The sequence below is a fragment of the Luteimonas sp. Soil_C_5 genome, assembly GCF_057656615.1.
Genome location: NZ_JBDGKA010000001.1, coordinates 525,231 through 541,990 on the forward strand (window position 1 = coordinate 525,231; position 16,760 = coordinate 541,990).

A 16,760-nucleotide genomic window follows, 5' to 3' on the forward strand; every position below is an offset into this window, starting at 1 on the left:
AAAGGGGCCCAGGTGGTTGATCTTACGTCAAAGTTTCATGCCCTGCAGCGCAGGATGCACGAGCTTGCCGCCTTCGACGTTGATGCCGCGGACCAGGGCCGGGTTGTCGCGCCACTGGCCCGAGGCCAGCTTGTTGACCCACGGCAAAATCGCCGCGCAGATCGCTTGCGACGAGGTCTGCGGCACGGCGCCGGGCATGTTGGTCACGCAGAAATGGGTGACGCCCTCTTCCACGTAGACCGGCTCTTTCCAGGTCGTGCCGCGCGAGGTCTCGAAGCAGCCGCCCTGGTCGATCGAGATGTCGACGAGCACGCTGCCGTCCTCCATCGACTTGATCATCTCGCGGGTGACCACGTGCGGTGCGACTGCGCCGGTGACCAGCACGGCGCCGATCACCAGATCCGCCGAGGCGACCTCACGGGCGACGACGTCGTCGTAGGGATACAGCGCGGTGACGTTGTTGCCCAGACGCATCATCTGTTCCATGCGGTCCTGGCGCTTCTCGAACACCACGACGTTGGCGCCGCCGGCCGCGGCCAGCGCTGCCGATGCGCCACCGGCCACGCCGGCGCCGAACACCACGACCTTGCCGCGCTCGGTCGACGGCAGGCCGCCGAGCAACTTGCCCTTGCCGCCCAGCGGCTGATGCAGGTAATGCGTGCCGATCTGTACGGCGATCTTGCCGGCGATCACCGACATCGGCGCCAGCAGCGGCAGCTCGCCGTTGTCGAGCTCGACGGTCTCGAACGCGACGCCCGTCAGGCCGATGTCGAGCAGACGCTTGGTCAGCTCCGGCAGCGGCGCCAGGTGCAGATAGCAGAACAGCAGATGGTCTTTACGCAGCAGCGCGAGGTCGCCCTCGATCGGCTCCTTGACCTTGACGATCAGTTCGCCCTTCTCGTACAGCGCGGCCGCATCCGGCGCGATGTGCACGCCCAGACGGGTGTAGGCCTCGTCGCTGAAGCCGGACTTCAGGCCAGCGCCCTGCTGCACCCACACCTCGTGACCGCGGTTGACCAGATCGCCTGCCGCCTCGGGCACCAGGGCCACGCGGCCTTCGAGGGTCTTGGTCTCACTCGGGATACCGATACGCATGTCGCCGACTCCTGCACAAAAAAACGCCGCTTTCGGCGGCGTGTCGCGGATGGATTGTTCCGGTCGGCTGACGTGGCCGAACCTTGTTTTGCGGGGGGCGCACCGCCAAGCTATGGGTCACGTCAGGCCGCAGTGCCGTAGTCCGCGAGTATACATGAGCGTTTCTTCCGCCAGCCCCCGCCACATCCGTCTTCTGATCCTCGGTTCCGGTCCCGCCGGCTGGACCGCCGCCGTCTACGCCGCGCGCGCCAACCTGAAACCGGTGGTCATCACCGGCATGCAGATGGGCGGCCAGCTGATGACGACCACCGAGGTCGACAACTGGCCGGGCGACGCGCACGGGTTGATGGGTCCGGACCTGATGGCGCGCATGCAGGCGCATGCCGAGCGCTTCGACACCGAGACCATCTTCGACCACATCCACACTGCCGACCTGTCACAGCGTCCGTTCCGCCTCAAGGGCGACAGCGGCGAGTACACCGCCGACGCGATCATCATCGCGACCGGCGCGACCGCGAAGTACCTCGGCCTGCCGTCGGAGGACGCGTTCAAGGGTCGCGGCGTCTCCGCCTGCGCCACCTGTGACGGCTTCTTCTACAAGGACCAGGACGTGGCCGTGGTCGGCGGCGGCAACACCGCCGTCGAGGAAGCGCTGTACCTGTCGAACATCGCCAAGACCGTCTATCTGGTCCATCGCCGCGACACGCTGCGCGCCGAGAAGATCATGCAGGACAAGCTCAACGCGAAGATCCAGGCCGGCAAGATCGTGCCGATGTGGCACCACACCGTCGACGAAGTGCTGGGCAACGAGGCCGGCGTGACCGGTCTGCGCCTGAAGTCCGTACAGGACGACAGCACCCGCGAGATCGCCGTGCACGGCTTCTTCGTCGCGATCGGCCACACGCCGAACACGACGCTGTTCGAAGGCCAATTGGCGATGAACAACGGCTACCTCGAGATCCGCTCGGGCATCGACGGCAATGCGACCTCGACCAACGTGGCCGGCGTGTTTGCCGCCGGCGACGTGACCGACCAGCATTACCGTCAGGCGATCACTTCGGCCGGCTTCGGCTGCATGGCCGCGCTCGACGCCGAACGCTTCCTCGACCAGCAGGGCTGAGTCCCGATGCCAGGCGCATGCGTTCCGGCCCCGCGCGCGGGACGCTGCGCATGACCCTGGCGCAACTGCGATTGATCCTGCGCCGGGAATCCCGGCGCATGTGGGTGCGCGCGACGATCTACTGCGGGCTGGCGATCGTCACCGCGCTGGTCGGCGCCCTGGTCAAGACCTGGATTCCGGAATCGCTGGCCGGGCGCATCGGCGCGGATTCGGTCGGCAACCTCCTCGGCATCCTCGCCGCGTCGATGCTGGCGGTGACGACGTTCTCGCTGTCGACGATGGTCTCGGCCTACAGCTCGGCATCGACCAGCGCCACGCCGCGCGCGACGCGGTTGCTGATCGCCGACAGCGGCGCCCAGGGCGCGCTGGCGACCTTCATCGGTGCGTTCCTGTTCGCGGTCGTCGGCCTGATCGCGCTGAGCACCGGCATCTACGGCGACAGCGGTCGCGTCGTGCTGTTCGCCTCCACCGTGCTGGTGATCGTGCTGATCACCCTGACCCTGCTGCGCTGGATCGAACAGCTGTCGAGCTTCGGCCGGCTCGGCGCGACGATCAATCTGGTCGAGGACGTGACCCGGCGCGCGATCCGCCAGTACACGGCCGATCCCTATCTCGGCGCGGCGCCCTCGCCCGGTGTGCCGGCAGATGCAACGCCGTTCGAGGCCCAGGACATCGGCTACGTCGAGCACATCGATGTCGCGCTGCTGGCGGTGATCGCGGCCGAACATGACGGCGAGATCCACGTGATGTCGCTGCCAGGCGTGTTCGCTGCGCCCGGTCGTGCGCTGGTCGCGGCGCGCGGTCTGCCCGCAACCAATGCGGTTGTCGAACGCGTGCGTAGCGCGTTCACCATCAGCGACGAACGCAGCTTCGAGCAGGACCCGCGCTACGGCTTCGTCGTTCTGACCGAGATCGGCAGCCGCGCACTGTCGGCCAGCATCAACGATGCCGGCACCGCGATCGACATCATCGGCACCGTGACCCGGCTGATGTGCGAATGGGCGCGGCTGGGCGTACCGGCAGCTGCAACCGAAATCCGCCATGCGCGCGTGTTCGTGCCCGCGATCGACATCGACGACGTCTTCAGCGATCTCTATCCCTCGCTGGCACGCGACGGCGCCGGTCTGGTGGAAATCGGCATCCGCATGCAGAAGGGACTGGCGGCGATCGCCGCGTCCGGCGATCCCGCATTCGCTGCGGCCGCGAGTCGTCATGCCGGCCTGGCGATGGCGCGCGCGATGACCGCACTGACGTTCGAGCCTGATCGCGAGCTGTTGCGGCGCACCGTCATCGAAGCCGGCGACAGCGTCGACGGACGCAGCGGATGACCGTGCTGCGCGTGTTGTCGCAGCTGTCGGATGTGGCGGCGGCGGAATGGGATGCCCTGCACGACGGCAATCCATTCGTCAGCCATGCGTTTCTCTCGGGGTTGGAGCAGCACGGCTGCCTGCGCGCCGAATGGGGCTGGACGCCGCAGCATCTGACGCTGTGGGACGGCGATACGCTGATTGCCGCCGCGCCGGCCTACCGCAAGACCAACTCGCATGGCGAGTTCGTGTTCGACCACGCCTGGGCGCGTGCCTATGCGCAGTACGGCCATGACTATTTCCCGAAGCTGCTGGTCGCCTCGCCCTACTCGCCGGTGACCGGCCCACGTCTGCTGGCACGCGACGCCGATGCGCGGACCGCGCTGTGCGTCGCCATCGAACGCGCAACTGGCGATGCGGGCTGGTCGTCCGCCCACGTCAATTTCCATACCGCAGCCGAAGCGGATGCCTTCGACGCCGCCTGGCTGCCCCGCATCGACGTGCAGTACCACTGGCGCAATCCCGGCGACTGGTCGACGTTCGACGATTACCTCGGCGCGATGGACCACAAGCACCGCAAGAACATCCGTCAGGAACGCGCCAAGGTCGCGCGCGCCGGGGTGACCTTCCGCGTGCTGCACGGCGACGAGGCCAGCGACGACGATCTCGCGACGATGTACCGCTTCTACCTGCAGACCTTCGCCGAGTACGGCAACTCGCCCGCGCTGACGCTCGATTTCCTGAGGCATCTCGCCGCGACGATGCCGCGCCAGCTGGTCCTGGTGCTAGCCGATCTCGGCGACGTGCCGGCCGCTGGCGCGCTGTGCCTCCGCAGCGGCGACACGTTGTACGGGCGCTACTGGGGCGCGATCGCCACCCTGCCCGGCCTGCATTTCGAGACCTGCTACTACCAGGGCATCGATTACTGCCTGCGCGAGGGCCTGCGCCATTTCGAACCCGGCGCGCAGGGCGAACACAAGCTCGCGCGCGGTTTCCTGCCGACGCTGGTGCACAGCCGGCACTGGATTGCCGATCCCGCATTCCGCCAAGCGCTGGGCGACTGGTGCGACCAGGAAGCGCAGTCGATCCGCGGGTACGCCGCGACGCTCGCGGCCAGCAGTCCATTCCGGCAGCCCACGCCGTGAGCCTGCATCTGCCGCGCCTCGGCGTGGAGCCGGACGCGCCGTTTCCGCCAGTCGACAGCGCGCTGCGCCGTCCCGATGGTCTGCTCGCATTCGGTGGCGATCTGTCAGTGCCGCGGCTGCGCAACGCCTATCGCCAAGGCGTGTTTCCGTGGTTCTCCGAAGGCCAGCCGATCCTGTGGTGGTCGCCGGATCCGCGCACGGTGTTTGAAACCGCGACGCTGCGTCCCAACCGCCGGTTCGCGCGTGCCCTGCGCAGCAGCGGCTGGATGCTGCGCGCCGACACCGCATTTGCCGAGGTGGTCGGTGCCTGTGCGCGGGCGCCGCGTCCCGGCCAGGACGGCACCTGGATCACCGACGCCATGCGCGACGCCTACACGGCGCTGCACGCGGCAGGTTTCGCCCACAGCGTGGAAGTGTTCGACGGCGAAGACCTGGTCGGCGGCATCTATGGCGTGTCGATCGGCCGGATGTTCTTCGGCGAGAGCATGTTCAGCGCCCGCACCGGCGCGTCCAAGGCCGCCCTGTTCGCGCTCGCCCGGCAGATGCGACGCTGGGACATGCCGCTGATCGATGCCCAGGTGGGCAATCCGCATCTCGACTCGCTGGGCGCCGCCAGCTGGCCGCGGGACCGGTTTATTGCAGCGGTCGACGCTTTGGCCGACGCGCCCGCGCCACTTGTAGGCCCATGGGCGGATGCATTCGGCGAAACGCCTGCCGCCAGGCTCGGCGAGCCGGTCTGAATTCCAGCAGGCGGGTTTTTGCATCGCCCGCAGCCGCGTGCGACAATACCCCGCTTTGTTGGCGCGAGCTCAAAATCATTTGAGCCGCGCGCCGCATCCCTAACGACGGATATTCCAGACGAATGGCGAAAGACGACGTCATCGAGTTCGAAGGCGCGGTCTCCGAGACCCTCCCGAACACCATGTTCCGGGTGAAGCTCGAGAACGGCCACGAAATCATTGCGCACATCTCCGGACGTATGCGCAAGAACTACATCCGCATTCTGACCGGTGACCGGGTCAAGGTGGAAATGACGCCCTACGATCTGACCAAGGGCCGCATCACCTACCGCATGAAGTGATCGCGTACGCGATCCGCGTCCTGGACGCGCAGTAGGCACAAAAGGCAGCGCAGGCTGCCTTTTTGCGTTGGCGCGGCAGATGGGCGCGGGCCGCGGGCATCGCCGCTCCCAGACGCCGCTACCCGAATGCCGACAATAGAAAGGCGCCCGAAGGCGCCTTCTGCAGATCCGACGGCCCGATTACTCCACCGTGGCCGGCAACAGTTTCTCCGGCTCGGCAAAGGTCTCCACGGTCAGCTCGCCGTCCTTGACGTCCACCAGCACGCGGCCACCGCCGGCCAGCTTGCCGAACAGCAGCTCGTCGGCCAGGCGACGCTTGACCTTGTCCTGGATGACGCGCGACATCGGACGCGCACCCATCTGCGGATCGAAGCCGTGCTGGGCCAGCCAGTCGCGCGCGGCCGGCGTGGCCGACAGCGAGACGTTCTTGTCGTGCAGCTGCGACTCCAGTTCGATCATGAACTTGTCGACCACGCGCAGGATGTGCTCGAAACCCAGCGACTGGAACTGCACCACCGCATCGAGGCGGTTGCGGAACTCCGGCGTGAAGCTCTTGCGGATCACTTCCATCGCATCGCTGCTGTGGTCCTGACGCATGAAGCCGATCGAACGACGCGCGGCCTGAGTGGCGCCGGCGTTGGTCGTCATCACCAGGATCACGTTGCGGAAGTTCGCCTCGCGGCCGTTGGTATCGGTTAGCACGCCGCGGTCCATTACCTGCAACAGGATGTTGAAGATGTCCGGGTGCGCCTTTTCCACCTCGTCGAGCAGCAGCACGCAGTGCGGCGTCTTGACGATCTTCTCGGTCAGCAGACCGCCCTGGTCGAAACCGACGTAGCCCGGGGGCGCGCCGATCAGGCGGCTGACCGAATGCGACTCCATGTACTCGGACATGTCGAAGCGCACGAGTTCGATGCCGAGCTGCAGTGCCAGCTGGCGCGTGACCTCGGTCTTGCCGACACCGGTGGGACCAGAGAACAGGAAATTGCCGATCGGCTTGTCCGGGCTGCCGAGGCCCGAACGCGCCAGCTTGATCGCCGACGTCAGCATTTCGATCGCCGGGTCCTGCCCGAAGATCACCATCTTGAGATTGCGTTCCAGATGCTCCAGCACGTCCTTGTCGGTCGCGCTGACCTGCTTGGCCGGAATGCGCGCCATCTTGGCGACGATGGTCTCGACTTCCTCGACGTCGATCAGCGCCTTGCGCAGGCCTTCGGGCAGCAGACGCTGACGCGCGCCGGCTTCGTCGATGACGTCGATGGCCTTGTCGGGGAGCAGACGGTCGGCGATGTGCTTCACCGACAGATCCACCGCCGCCTGCAACGCATCGTCGGCGTAGGTCACGTCGTGATGCGCCTCGTAGCGTGGCTTGAGGCCCTGCAGGATCTGATAGGTCTCGCTGACCGTCGGCTCGACGATGTCGATCTTCTGGAAGCGACGCGCCAGCGCACGGTCCTTCTCGAAGATGCCGCGGTACTCCTGGAACGTGGTCGAGCCGATGCAGCGCAGCTCGCCCGACGACAGCGCCGGCTTGATCAGGTTGGACGCGTCCATCGTGCCGCCCGACGCCGAGCCGGCGCCGATGATGGTGTGGATCTCGTCGATGAAGAGAATCGCGCCCGGGTGCTTCTTGATCGCGCTCAGTACCGCCTTCAGGCGCTTCTCGAAGTCACCGCGGTACTTGGTGCCCGCCACCAGCGCGCCGAGATCGAGCGAATAGATCGTCGCCTCGCTGAGGACCTCGGGCACCTCGCCGTCGACGATGCGCTTGGCCAGACCTTCGGCGATCGCGGTCTTGCCGACGCCGGCCTCGCCCACGTACAGCGGATTGTTCTTGCGGCGGCGGCAGAGCACCTGGATCGTGCGCTCCACTTCCTCGGCGCGGCCGACCAGTGGATCGATCCGGCCTTCGCGCGCGGCGGCGTTGAGATCGGCGGCGTATTCCGCCAGCGCATCGCCCTTGGCTTCGCCCTCGCCCTCACGGGCGGGCGTGGCGTCCTCGGGGCTGCCCTCGCTCTCTTCGCCACCGGTCTTCGCAATGCCATGCGACAGATAGTTGACGACGTCGAGACGGGTCACGTCCTGCTGGTTGAGGTGGTAGACCGCGTGCGAGTCCTTCTCGCCGAAGATCGCCACCAACACGTTGGCGCCGCTGACTTCCTTCTTGCCCGAGGACTGCACGTGGTAGACGGCACGCTGCAGCACGCGCTGGAAGCCCAGCGTGGGCTGGGTGTCGCGCGTGTCTTCGTCGGCGAGCTTGGTCACCGAGGTCAGGATGGCCTGTTCCAGATCTGCGCGCAGTCGCAGGAAATCCGTGCCGGACGCCTTGAGCACCGATTCCGCGGACGGATTTTCGAGCAGGGCCAGCAGCAGGTGTTCAACGGTCATGTACTCGTCGCGGGCCTCGCGGGCGCGCTTGTAGCACTGGCCGATGGTGAACTCGAGATCTTTGCTGAACATGGGGCTTTTGCCTCCGGCTTCACTGCAACCCTTGATGGGGGGCCGGATGCGGCTTTTCCATCCCCAGCCCCGGACCTGTTTAGGCCTTTTCCATCGTGCAGAGCAAGGGGTGAAGATTGAGTCGCGCGTATTCGTTCACCTGGGCCACTTTCGACTCGGCCACCTCGCGGCTGTAGACCCCACAGACACCGCGTCCGCGGGTGTGGACGTGCAGCATGACCTGGGTGGCGCGCTCGATGTCCAGCGCGAAGAACCGGGTGAGGATTTCCACCACGAAATCCATCGGCGTGTAGTCGTCGTTGAGCAGCAGCACCGAGTACAACGGCGGCGGCGCGACTTCGGGGCGGCTGGGGGCGACGGCAATGCCGTGTTCGTGGTCGTGTTCGTGCTTGCGGCTCATGGACCGATTATAAGGCGCCACCCGCCCGCGCCGTGGATGGACGCATGCAGGGGTGCCCGTAGAATGCGGCGATGTTCCGTGTCCGGTCATCCGCCATGCAGTCCCCACTCAGCCGCCTGCCGCTGGCGCTCGCGTTGCTGGCCGTCTCCGGCCTGTCGACTGCCGCGCCGCCGGCCCTCGTCATGCCGCCATCCGGCACGGTCTCGGAGGCGGTCGAACCTGTGGCCGCTTCGGACGCGACCGTCGCCGCGCGTCTGGATGCCCAGGGCGTGGGGTACGAACGCGACGAGGACGGTGATTTCCGCGTCGTGTTCGCCTGGCAGGAGGAACAGCGCTCGCAGATCGCCTTCGTGGCCGGCCGGGCGCACGTCTTCGGCGACAGCGCGGTACGCGAGGTCTTCTCGCCGGCGGCGCGTGTGCCCGAGGGCGGCTTCGACGCCGAGCGCAGCGACATGATCCTGCGCGACAGCCAGAGCAACATCCTGGGTGCGTGGGAGATTGCCGGCGACGTGCTGTTCTACGTCATCAAGCTGCACGACGACGCCGACGGCGCGCGCCTCGAACAGGCGCTGGAAGCCGCGGCGCAGCTGGCCGACGACATGGAGCAGCGCCTGACCGGAGAGGACGCGCTGTGACCGTGCGCGATGGCCGGTTCTGGCAGCCCGACGTCACCGTGGCCACGGTGGTGATCGGCGATGGCCGCGTGCTCTGCGTCGAGGAACGCGTCGAAGGACGCCTCGTGCTGAACCAGCCGGCCGGCCATCTGGAGCCGGACGAATCCCTGGTGGAGGCGGCCGTACGCGAAACGCTGGAGGAGACCGGCTGGACCGTCGAACTCACCGGCTTCGTCGGGGCCTACCAGTGGACCGCCCCGCCCCGGCCTTCGGAGCCGGACGGACGCCACTTCCTGCGGTTCGCCTTCGTGGCCCGTCCGGTCTCGCACGACCCGGCGCGGACGCTGGACGACGGGATCGAGCGCGCGATCTGGCTGACGCCCGCCGAGTTGCGCGACGCCGCTGAGCGCCACCGCAGTCCGCTGGTGTGGAAGGTGGTCGCGGACTGTCTCGCCGGCCAGCGCTTTCCGCTGGCGCTGCTGCAGCAGATGGCATGAGCACGCCAGACGTCGTCGTCGGGCTGTCGGGCGGAGTCGACTCTTCCGTCGCCGCTCTGCTGTTGCGCGATTCCGGCGTGTCGCTGGCCGGACTCTTCATGCAGAACTGGGCCGACGACGGCAGCGGCGACTGCCGTGCCGAAGACGACCGCCGTGACGCGGTCGCCGTGGCCGGCCGGCTGGGCATCCCGATCCAGTTCCGTGATTTCTCACGCGAGTACTGGGATGGCGTGTTCGCGCATTTCATCGAGGAGTACGCCGCCGGCCGCACGCCCAATCCGGACGTGCTGTGCAACCGCGAAATCAAGTTCAAGCATTTCCTCGACGCGGCGCAGGCCCTGGGCGCGGCGCGCATCGCCACCGGCCACTACGCCCGTGTCGACCGGGTCGGCGACCGCTGGCGGCTGCTGCGGGCACGCGACGGCAGCAAGGACCAGAGCTACTTCCTGCACCAGCTGGGCCAGCATCAGCTGGCGGCCACCCTGTTCCCGCTGGGCGAACTGCCCAAGTCCGATGTGCGCGCGATGGCGCGCCAGGCGGGCCTGCAGACCGCGGAGAAGAAGGACTCGACCGGCATCTGCTTCATCGGGGAGCGCGACTTCCGCAGCTTCCTCGCCCAGTATCTGCCCGCCCGCGAGGGCGAGATCCGCACCCCGGACGAGCGTGTGGTCGGGCGGCATCCCGGCGTCTTCTATTTCACCCTCGGCCAGCGCGAAGGCCTGCAACTGGGCGGCGTGCGCGGTTTCGAAGCGGCGCCCTGGTACGTGGTCGACAAGCGCGTGGACGAGAACGTGCTGGTGGTCGATCAGCTGCGGGACAGCCCATGGCTGCTGTCGCACACCACGTGGACGGGCCAGGCGCACTGGATCGCCGGCGCGCCGCCCGCGGCGCGGTTCGAGGCTCTCGCACAGACGCGTTATCGCCAGCCGGCGGAAGCCTGCACGGTGGACGTGCGCGACGACGGCACGCTGGCTGTGCGGTTCGTGCGACCGCAACGCGCGGTGACGCCGGGCCAGTCGCTGGTGCTGTACGACGGCGACGTCTGCCTCGGCGGCGCGGTCATCGAGGCCACCGATGCGCCGCCGACCGGCGGATCCTCGCGTTCGGGCAGCGCCGGCGCGGGCCCCGATCCGCGGGCAGCGGTTAAACTGTCCGCATGAGCCATTCCCTCGATGATCGGGTCCTCGCGCTGGCCGCGCTGGCCCAGGCCCTGCAGCAGGTCCGCACCACCGCCGAATCCGGACAGTCCCGCAGCGATCCCGCCGAAGCGGTGATCGCCAGCGTGTTCCGCTTCGATGCCGATTCCGTCGCCGATGTCTATGGCGGCGTGCCGCGTCTCCACCCGGGCCTCCGCCTGCTGCGCGACATCCTCACCCGCCAGCAGTCCGACGACGGCGTGGCCAAGCTGGCGATGTCGGTGATCCGGCTGGAACGCCGGTTCTCGACCGAACCCGACGTGGTCGATGCGGTCACCGAGGGCCTGGAGCGCATCGCGCCCCGCGCCGAGGCCGACGGCGCCAGCCATCCCGAGGTGTTGGGTGCGCTGGGCGCGCTGTACGCCGAAACGATCAGCCAGCTGCGTCCGCGGGTGATGGTCCAGGGCGCGCCGCATTACCTGGGCCAGGCCAACGTGGTTGCCGAGATCCGCGCCCTGCTGCTGGCCGCCGTCCGCTCCGCGGTGCTGTGGCGCCAGCTGGGCGGCACCCAGTGGGAGTTGCTGCTGGGCCGTGGCCGCATGCTCGAGTCGATCAACCGGATGCTGCCGTGAGCCGTCGGCGCGCGTTCGACACACGGACGCGCGCGCCGCGCTAAAGCCGCGCGGCAGGGTGCCGATACCGGGGACGTGAGTAACCCCCTGAGAGCGCCCATGTACGCACGCATTCTGATCCGCCTCGCCGCGCCGCTGGCGCTGACCCTGCTGCTGCCGCTGGCATTCGCCCTCGGCTGGGCCGCGCCGGTGATCTGGGCGATCCTGATCACCCTGACCGCGAGCTGGATCGTGACCGCGTTCCTGCTGGTCCGGCGCGATACCCGTCCGACGCCCGAGCACACCCGTGCGATGAAGGAACAGGACGAACTGCTGACCGAGCTGCGCCAGTTCGTCGGCTCCGAGATCGAAGGCTCGCGCATCGAGGTCGAACGTGCCCGCGAACTGATCCGTCAGGCGGTCAGCGGCCTTGGCAGCAGCTTCGACGCGATGAACCGCAAGTCGCGCCAGCAGTCGCAGGCCATGAGCCGGCTGCTCGATCGCACGGGCGACCAGGACGGCATGGGCGGCGCCGACGTCGCACGCTTCGCACAGCACGCCAGCAGCCGCATGGAACAGCTGGTCGAGGCGCTGGAACAGGTCAGCGGCCAGAGCGTGACCACGGTGGCGCACATCGACGAGATGGCCGGCCACCTCGACGGCATCTTCGCCCTGCTCGAAGACGTGAAGTCGATCGCCGACCAGACCAACCTGCTGGCACTCAATGCCGCGATCGAGGCCGCCCGCGCGGGTGAAGCCGGCCGAGGTTTCGCGGTGGTCGCCGACGAGGTGCGCAACCTGTCGGAACGCTCGACCGCGTTCAACGAGCAGATCCGCAAGCTGGCGCATTCCTCCAAGGAATCGATCGCCAAGGTGCGCGATACGGTATCGGGCATGGCCTCGCGCGACCTCGACCGTTCGCGTGAAGCGCGCGCCGAAGCCGCCGGCATGCTGGAGCAGGTGGCGACGATCAACCGCTCGCTCGGCGACGGCATGCGCGAGATCTCGGACTGCGGTCGCGCGATCGATGCCAGCGTCACCGAGGCGGTGCGTGCGCTGCAGTTCGAGGACATCGCGACCCAGGCACTGGGCGGCGTGCATTCGCACCTCGAGCGTCTCAACGCGATCAACCGCGAGGCGATCGATCTGCAGGACCTGCTGCGTCGCAACGGCGGCGTGTTCGACGAGGAACTGATGCGTGCACTGCAGCGCATCGGCCAGCGCCTGCGTGACCTGCGCAGCGCCTGGGAGCGTCCGCCGCACAAGCCGGTGACCCAGGAATCCATGGGTGCCGGCACCGTCGAACTCTTCTGACGCAGCCACGTCTTGGATCGGGTCTCCACCAGCGATCACCCCGCGCATGCCCCGGCCCCGTCCGGGGCGTGCGCGTTCGTGACGCCGGAACCGCCCACGGTCCGCCGCATCGGCGGCGATCTGCTCGATCGCATCGAACAGGCAGGCTGTCAGGAACTCGCTGTACTGCTTGCCGCATCCGCCGACCCCGATGCGCCGGGCCACGCGACACCGCTGGATCCTGTCGCGTCGGTGATCGCCTGGGATCTCGCTGCGGGGTTCTGAGCGCTTGTGACGCGGTCTGCGCGGACGTATTCGCGCCCTGCCTTCATCGATCAGATGGTGTCTGCAGCATCCGCAGGCTCGAGTTCCGACCGGGCTACGCGACACGCCTGTCGCCGGGCAAATGGATTCGCGGAGCTTCTGGAACCATCAGGCAATCGGCGTGCCAACGTTCGCACGGCATCATCGCGAAGTCTGACGCCTGACCCCTGACGCTTGACGCCCGACACGCTGCACAGATGCCCGCGGTCTGTAAGGTCCAGCACCGCGCCACAATCCGCGAAACGCCGTCTGTCGCCCGACGTTGGTCTCGCCTTGGATTCCCCGAAGCGTCCTGCGCGACGCGCCTGGACGCAGCTCCCGTCCCTTCAACCATGACTGATCGGTCGCACCTGTTGCCAGTCGTGCGAATCGGTGCCGCCAATGCGTTCGATCGGATCGAACTCGACAGGGCCCTTCTCCGGCGAAGCGCGTGCGTGACAGAGAGGTGCCGCCTCATGGCAACCGGCGTGAGTGCCGGCGTTGCCAACGTGCCCAAGCACACGCGCGAACCTTCGCCTGCATCAATTCGCATCCCGTGCAACCCTGCGAAATCCGTCGATCGAGCGGCTTGCGGCTGACGCGCGTGCACGCACGCCTCGTGCGATCTGTTGGACGCGCAGGACACCTTCGATGTCGCGCGTGTTCGGCATCGCGCCCGTTCGAAGCGCGTTGCGCTGCGGGCGGGTGCTGGACTGTGACAGACCGCGATCGGATCAGGCGTAAACCACGCGCGACGGAAACAAGCGCCCTATCCGACCCGCGATCTCGCCAGATCAGGCCAGATCAAGCCAGCGCCACCTGCGGCTGACTGGCCTGCTGACGCGCCTGCAGCCAGCGCACCATGTCGCGCGGGGGCAGCGGCCGCGAATACAGATAGCCCTGCACTTCGTCGCAGCCGTATTCGCGCAGCAGTTGCTCGTCGGCGGCGGATTCCACGCCCTCGGCCAGCACCTGCATGCGCAGGGCCTTGCCGAGCTGGATGATCGCGCGCGTCACCGCCACCGCGCGTCCTGCGCCGTCGGCGCCGGCGAGATCGGCGATGAAGCTGCGGTCGATCTTGAGGCGGCTCACCGGGAAGCGGCTCAGGTAGCTGAGGCTGGAAAAGCCGGTGCCGAAGTCGTCGACCGCCAGGGCCACGCCTGCCGTCTGCAGAGCGGCGAAGCACGCCCACAAGGGTTCGGTATCGAGCAGCAGGGCCGACTCGGTGAGTTCGAGCTCCAGCCGCGACACCGGCCAGCCGGCATCGGTGCAGGCGGCGAGCACGCGCTGGGCAAAGCCCGGGTCGCGCAGCTGTACCGCCGATACGTTGACCGATATCCGGCCGAATTCCAGGCCTGCCGCATGCCAGGCCGCTGCCTGCCGGCAAGCCTCGCGCAGCACCCATTCGCCGATCGCGACGATGTCGCCGGTGGCTTCGGCGATCTCGATGAATTCGTCCGGGCCGCAGGGACCGAGATCGGAATGGTGCCAGCGCAGCAGCGCTTCCACGCCGGAGACGCGATCGCGCGACAGGTCGACCAGCGGCTGGTAGGCCAGCGAGAACTCTTCGTGTTCCAGGGCGCCGCGCAGGGCGTGTTCGACGTCGAGACGTCGCCGCGCCCTGCGCCAGGCATCGGGACTGTAGAACTCGATGTGGTTGCGCCCGCCCTGCCGCGCGCCGTGCAGGGCCACGCCCGCTGCGCGCAGCAGTTCGTCGAAGCCGACGCCCGGGGGGCGCACGGCGATACCGGCACTGACGCCGAAGCGCAGCATCTCGCCCGCGGCCGGCACCGGATCCGACAGGCCGGTGACGATCCGCTGCGCGGTCGTGGCCACATCCTGGCGTCCGCCGCCCTGCTGCAGCAGCACCGCGAACTCGTCGCCGCCGATACGGCCGAACAGGTCGCCGGCATCGACCAGCATGTGCAGGCGGGCCGCGATGCTCTTGAGCACGAGATCGCCGGCCGCATGGCCATGGGCCTCGTTGATGCCGCCGAATCCGGAGACGTCGAGCAGCAGCAGCGCCTGGTACAGCGCGCTGCCCGATGCGAGGGCGGCCTCGATGTCCTGGCGCAGGCGACTGCGGTTCGGCAGGCCGGTCAGCGCGTCGTAATGCGCCAGGCGCTCAATCCGTTCGCTGGCGGCGCGTTCGCCCGAGATGTCGCGGAACAGCACCAGATAGCGCGGTGGTGTGCCGGGGTCGCGGGCGAAGTCGACCACGGCCTGGGTCCAGACCTGCTCGCCATCGGGACGGTAGAAGCAGAGTTCGAGGGTCTCGGCCGAGGCGCCATCGGCGACCCGGGTCATTGCGGCCTCGAGGGCCTCGCGCGATTCGGTGGTGTAGTGGCGCAGCAGATCCTCGAGCGGCAGCGAGTCGCCCTCGCGCCCGTGCAGGCCCGCGCATTCGCCGGTCCAGTGCAGGGTGCGGGTGTCGGCGTCGATCTCGCAGCCCCCGATACGGCCGAGTTCGGCCACGCGTCGCAGCAGCACGCCGCGGCGCCGGGCTTCGGCATCCGCGCGGCGCTGGCGGGTCACGTCCTGGATCTGCGCCAGCACGCACACCGGCCGGCCGCTCGCGTCGCATTGCGGCGAGGCCCAGACCTGCAGATGGACGGGGCCATCGACACCGTCGACCACAAGTTCGAAGTGCGCCGGTTCCATCCGGTGGCGCAGTTCGCGCCAGGCCCGGCGGAGCGTGTGCACGTGGTCGGGGCGACACCGCCGCAGCCACGCGCGCAGGTCCGCGCCATCGGCCAGGCCGAGCAGCGTGCGCAGCGTGGACGCGCAGCGGACCTCGCCGGTGGCGTGGTCCCAGCGCCAGCTGGCCATGCCGGCCAGGCGCTGGGTGTCCTCGACCAGACCGCGCTGTTCGCGCAGGGTCTGTTCGAGCCGTTTCTGGCTGTCGATGCAGGTCAGTGTGCCGGCCACCTTGGACGGACGGCCCTGGCCGTCGCGCGCCGTGACCCGGCCGCTGTCGCGCACCCAGCGCCAGCCGCCATCGGCGCAGGCGCAGCGGTACTCGCACAGGTACTGCGGCGACGTGCCTTCGAGGTAGCAGGCCAGGGCTTCGCGCATCGCGGCGCGGTCTTCGGGATGGATGCGCTGTTCGATGGTCTGGAACGGCAGCGGCGCCTCCAGTCCGGGCACGCCCACCCATTCGATCCACGCGCCAGAGCCGCGCATCTGGTCGTGGCGCAGGTCCCAGACCCACAGCGCGTGGCCACCGGATTCGGCCGCCTCCAGCCAGTCGTCGAGATCCTCGGACAGGCGGATGCTCAGCGAGAATGCAACCGCGCCTTCTCCTTCGATTTCCACCGTGCGCAGCAGGCCGCGCAGCGGCGTGCCGGTGTCGGGCAGCTCGCAGGCGATCTCGCGCTCGCCGCCCAGCAGGCGGCCGTAGAGGCCCGCGAGCGACGCGGCGTGCCGTTCCACCAGCCGGTCCAGGCCGCGGCGGCGCGCAGCCGGATTGGCCAGCAGGCAGCGCCCGCCCCGATCGAGCAGCAGCACGCCATCCGACACCGGATGCTCGAGAAGGCTGGAAAGGAGGCCGGAATCCATCGTGCTGCGTTCGCTCCGTGGTGCGCGGGCCGTATCGTCCGGAACATCCGGTACGGGGTCCCGACCGTTAACGGCGGCGCCGACATGAAATTGAGTCCGCAGGTAGACTGCGGCGACGCGCATGGGGAGGGTCCGCCTGG

General features: G+C 68.3%; 15 protein-coding genes. 11 read left to right on the top strand and 4 right to left on the bottom strand.

All coding sequences use genetic code 11. The features are described from left to right. Positions 1-27: 27 nt before the first annotated feature. Positions 28-1,095: an alanine dehydrogenase gene (locus AC3A5K_RS02630; protein ID WP_487615953.1), complete on the bottom strand. Its 1,068-nt coding sequence runs from the start codon at positions 1,093-1,095 to the stop codon at positions 28-30. A 154-nt stretch (positions 1,096-1,249) separates the two neighbouring features. On the opposite strand from AC3A5K_RS02630, the gene trxB reads away from it, so the two are divergent. The 5 genes from trxB (at position 1,250) to infA (ending at position 5,748) form a co-directional block, all read left to right on the top strand. Continuing rightward, the gene (gene trxB / locus AC3A5K_RS02635) at positions 1,250-2,215 is read left to right on the top strand and encodes a thioredoxin-disulfide reductase (protein WP_487615954.1); all 966 of its coding nucleotides are present in this window, start codon (positions 1,250-1,252) and stop codon (positions 2,213-2,215) included. A 17-nt stretch (positions 2,216-2,232) separates the two neighbouring features. Next, positions 2,233-3,543 (top strand): DUF2254 domain-containing protein, encoded by a 1,311-nt coding sequence (locus AC3A5K_RS02640; RefSeq protein WP_487615955.1) that lies wholly within the window; start codon positions 2,233-2,235, stop codon positions 3,541-3,543. Then, positions 3,540-4,667 (top strand): GNAT family N-acetyltransferase, encoded by a 1,128-nt coding sequence (locus tag AC3A5K_RS02645; protein WP_487615956.1) that lies wholly within the window; start codon positions 3,540-3,542, stop codon positions 4,665-4,667. The genes AC3A5K_RS02640 and AC3A5K_RS02645 overlap by 4 nt, the downstream gene beginning before the upstream one ends. Continuing rightward, the gene (aat, locus tag AC3A5K_RS02650; RefSeq protein WP_487615957.1) at positions 4,664-5,407 is read left to right on the top strand and encodes a leucyl/phenylalanyl-tRNA--protein transferase; all 744 of its coding nucleotides are present in this window, start codon (positions 4,664-4,666) and stop codon (positions 5,405-5,407) included. The genes AC3A5K_RS02645 and aat overlap by 4 nt, the downstream gene beginning before the upstream one ends. 122 nt (positions 5,408-5,529) lie before the next feature. Beyond that, on the top strand, positions 5,530-5,748 hold the full coding sequence (gene infA, locus AC3A5K_RS02655) for a translation initiation factor IF-1 (protein WP_055248081.1): 219 nt from the start codon (positions 5,530-5,532) through the stop codon (positions 5,746-5,748). A gap of 180 nt (positions 5,749-5,928) precedes the next feature. Here the strand turns inward: infA and clpA are convergent, their stop codons facing one another. After that, positions 5,929-8,208 (bottom strand): ATP-dependent Clp protease ATP-binding subunit ClpA, encoded by a 2,280-nt coding sequence (clpA, locus tag AC3A5K_RS02660; protein WP_487615958.1) that lies wholly within the window; start codon positions 8,206-8,208, stop codon positions 5,929-5,931. Between the two features lie 79 nt (positions 8,209-8,287). Then, a complete protein-coding gene (gene clpS / locus AC3A5K_RS02665) occupies positions 8,288-8,608 on the bottom strand; it encodes an ATP-dependent Clp protease adapter ClpS (protein ID WP_487615959.1) in 321 nt (106 codons plus the stop codon). A 95-nt stretch (positions 8,609-8,703) separates the two neighbouring features. Here clpS and AC3A5K_RS02670 point away from each other — a divergent pair, with 95 nt between their 5' ends. From AC3A5K_RS02670 to AC3A5K_RS02695, 6 genes are all read left to right on the top strand, one after another. Next, positions 8,704-9,243, top strand: coding sequence for a hypothetical protein (locus AC3A5K_RS02670; protein WP_487615960.1), 540 nt, complete (start codon positions 8,704-8,706; stop codon positions 9,241-9,243). Beyond that, positions 9,240-9,719 (top strand): NUDIX hydrolase, encoded by a 480-nt coding sequence (locus tag AC3A5K_RS02675; protein WP_487615961.1) that lies wholly within the window; start codon positions 9,240-9,242, stop codon positions 9,717-9,719. Before AC3A5K_RS02670 ends, AC3A5K_RS02675 begins: the two co-directional genes overlap by 4 nt. Beyond that, positions 9,716-10,879 (top strand): tRNA 2-thiouridine(34) synthase MnmA, encoded by a 1,164-nt coding sequence (gene mnmA / locus AC3A5K_RS02680; protein WP_487615962.1) that lies wholly within the window; start codon positions 9,716-9,718, stop codon positions 10,877-10,879. The genes AC3A5K_RS02675 and mnmA overlap by 4 nt, the downstream gene beginning before the upstream one ends. Continuing rightward, positions 10,876-11,487, top strand: coding sequence for a high frequency lysogenization protein HflD (gene hflD, locus AC3A5K_RS02685; RefSeq protein WP_487615963.1), 612 nt, complete (start codon positions 10,876-10,878; stop codon positions 11,485-11,487). The genes mnmA and hflD overlap by 4 nt, the downstream gene beginning before the upstream one ends. Before the next feature lie 99 nt (positions 11,488-11,586). Next, positions 11,587-12,780, top strand: coding sequence for a methyl-accepting chemotaxis protein (locus tag AC3A5K_RS02690; protein WP_487615964.1), 1,194 nt, complete (start codon positions 11,587-11,589; stop codon positions 12,778-12,780). Between the two features lie 78 nt (positions 12,781-12,858). Further along, positions 12,859-13,044, top strand: a complete 186-nt coding sequence (locus AC3A5K_RS02695; protein WP_487615965.1) for a hypothetical protein — start codon at positions 12,859-12,861, stop codon at positions 13,042-13,044. Positions 13,045-13,866: 822 nt separating this feature from the next. Here the strand turns inward: AC3A5K_RS02695 and AC3A5K_RS02700 are convergent. Further along, positions 13,867-16,620, bottom strand: a complete 2,754-nt coding sequence (locus tag AC3A5K_RS02700; RefSeq protein ID WP_487615966.1) for an EAL domain-containing protein — start codon at positions 16,618-16,620, stop codon at positions 13,867-13,869. Positions 16,621-16,760: the final 140 nt, after the last annotated feature.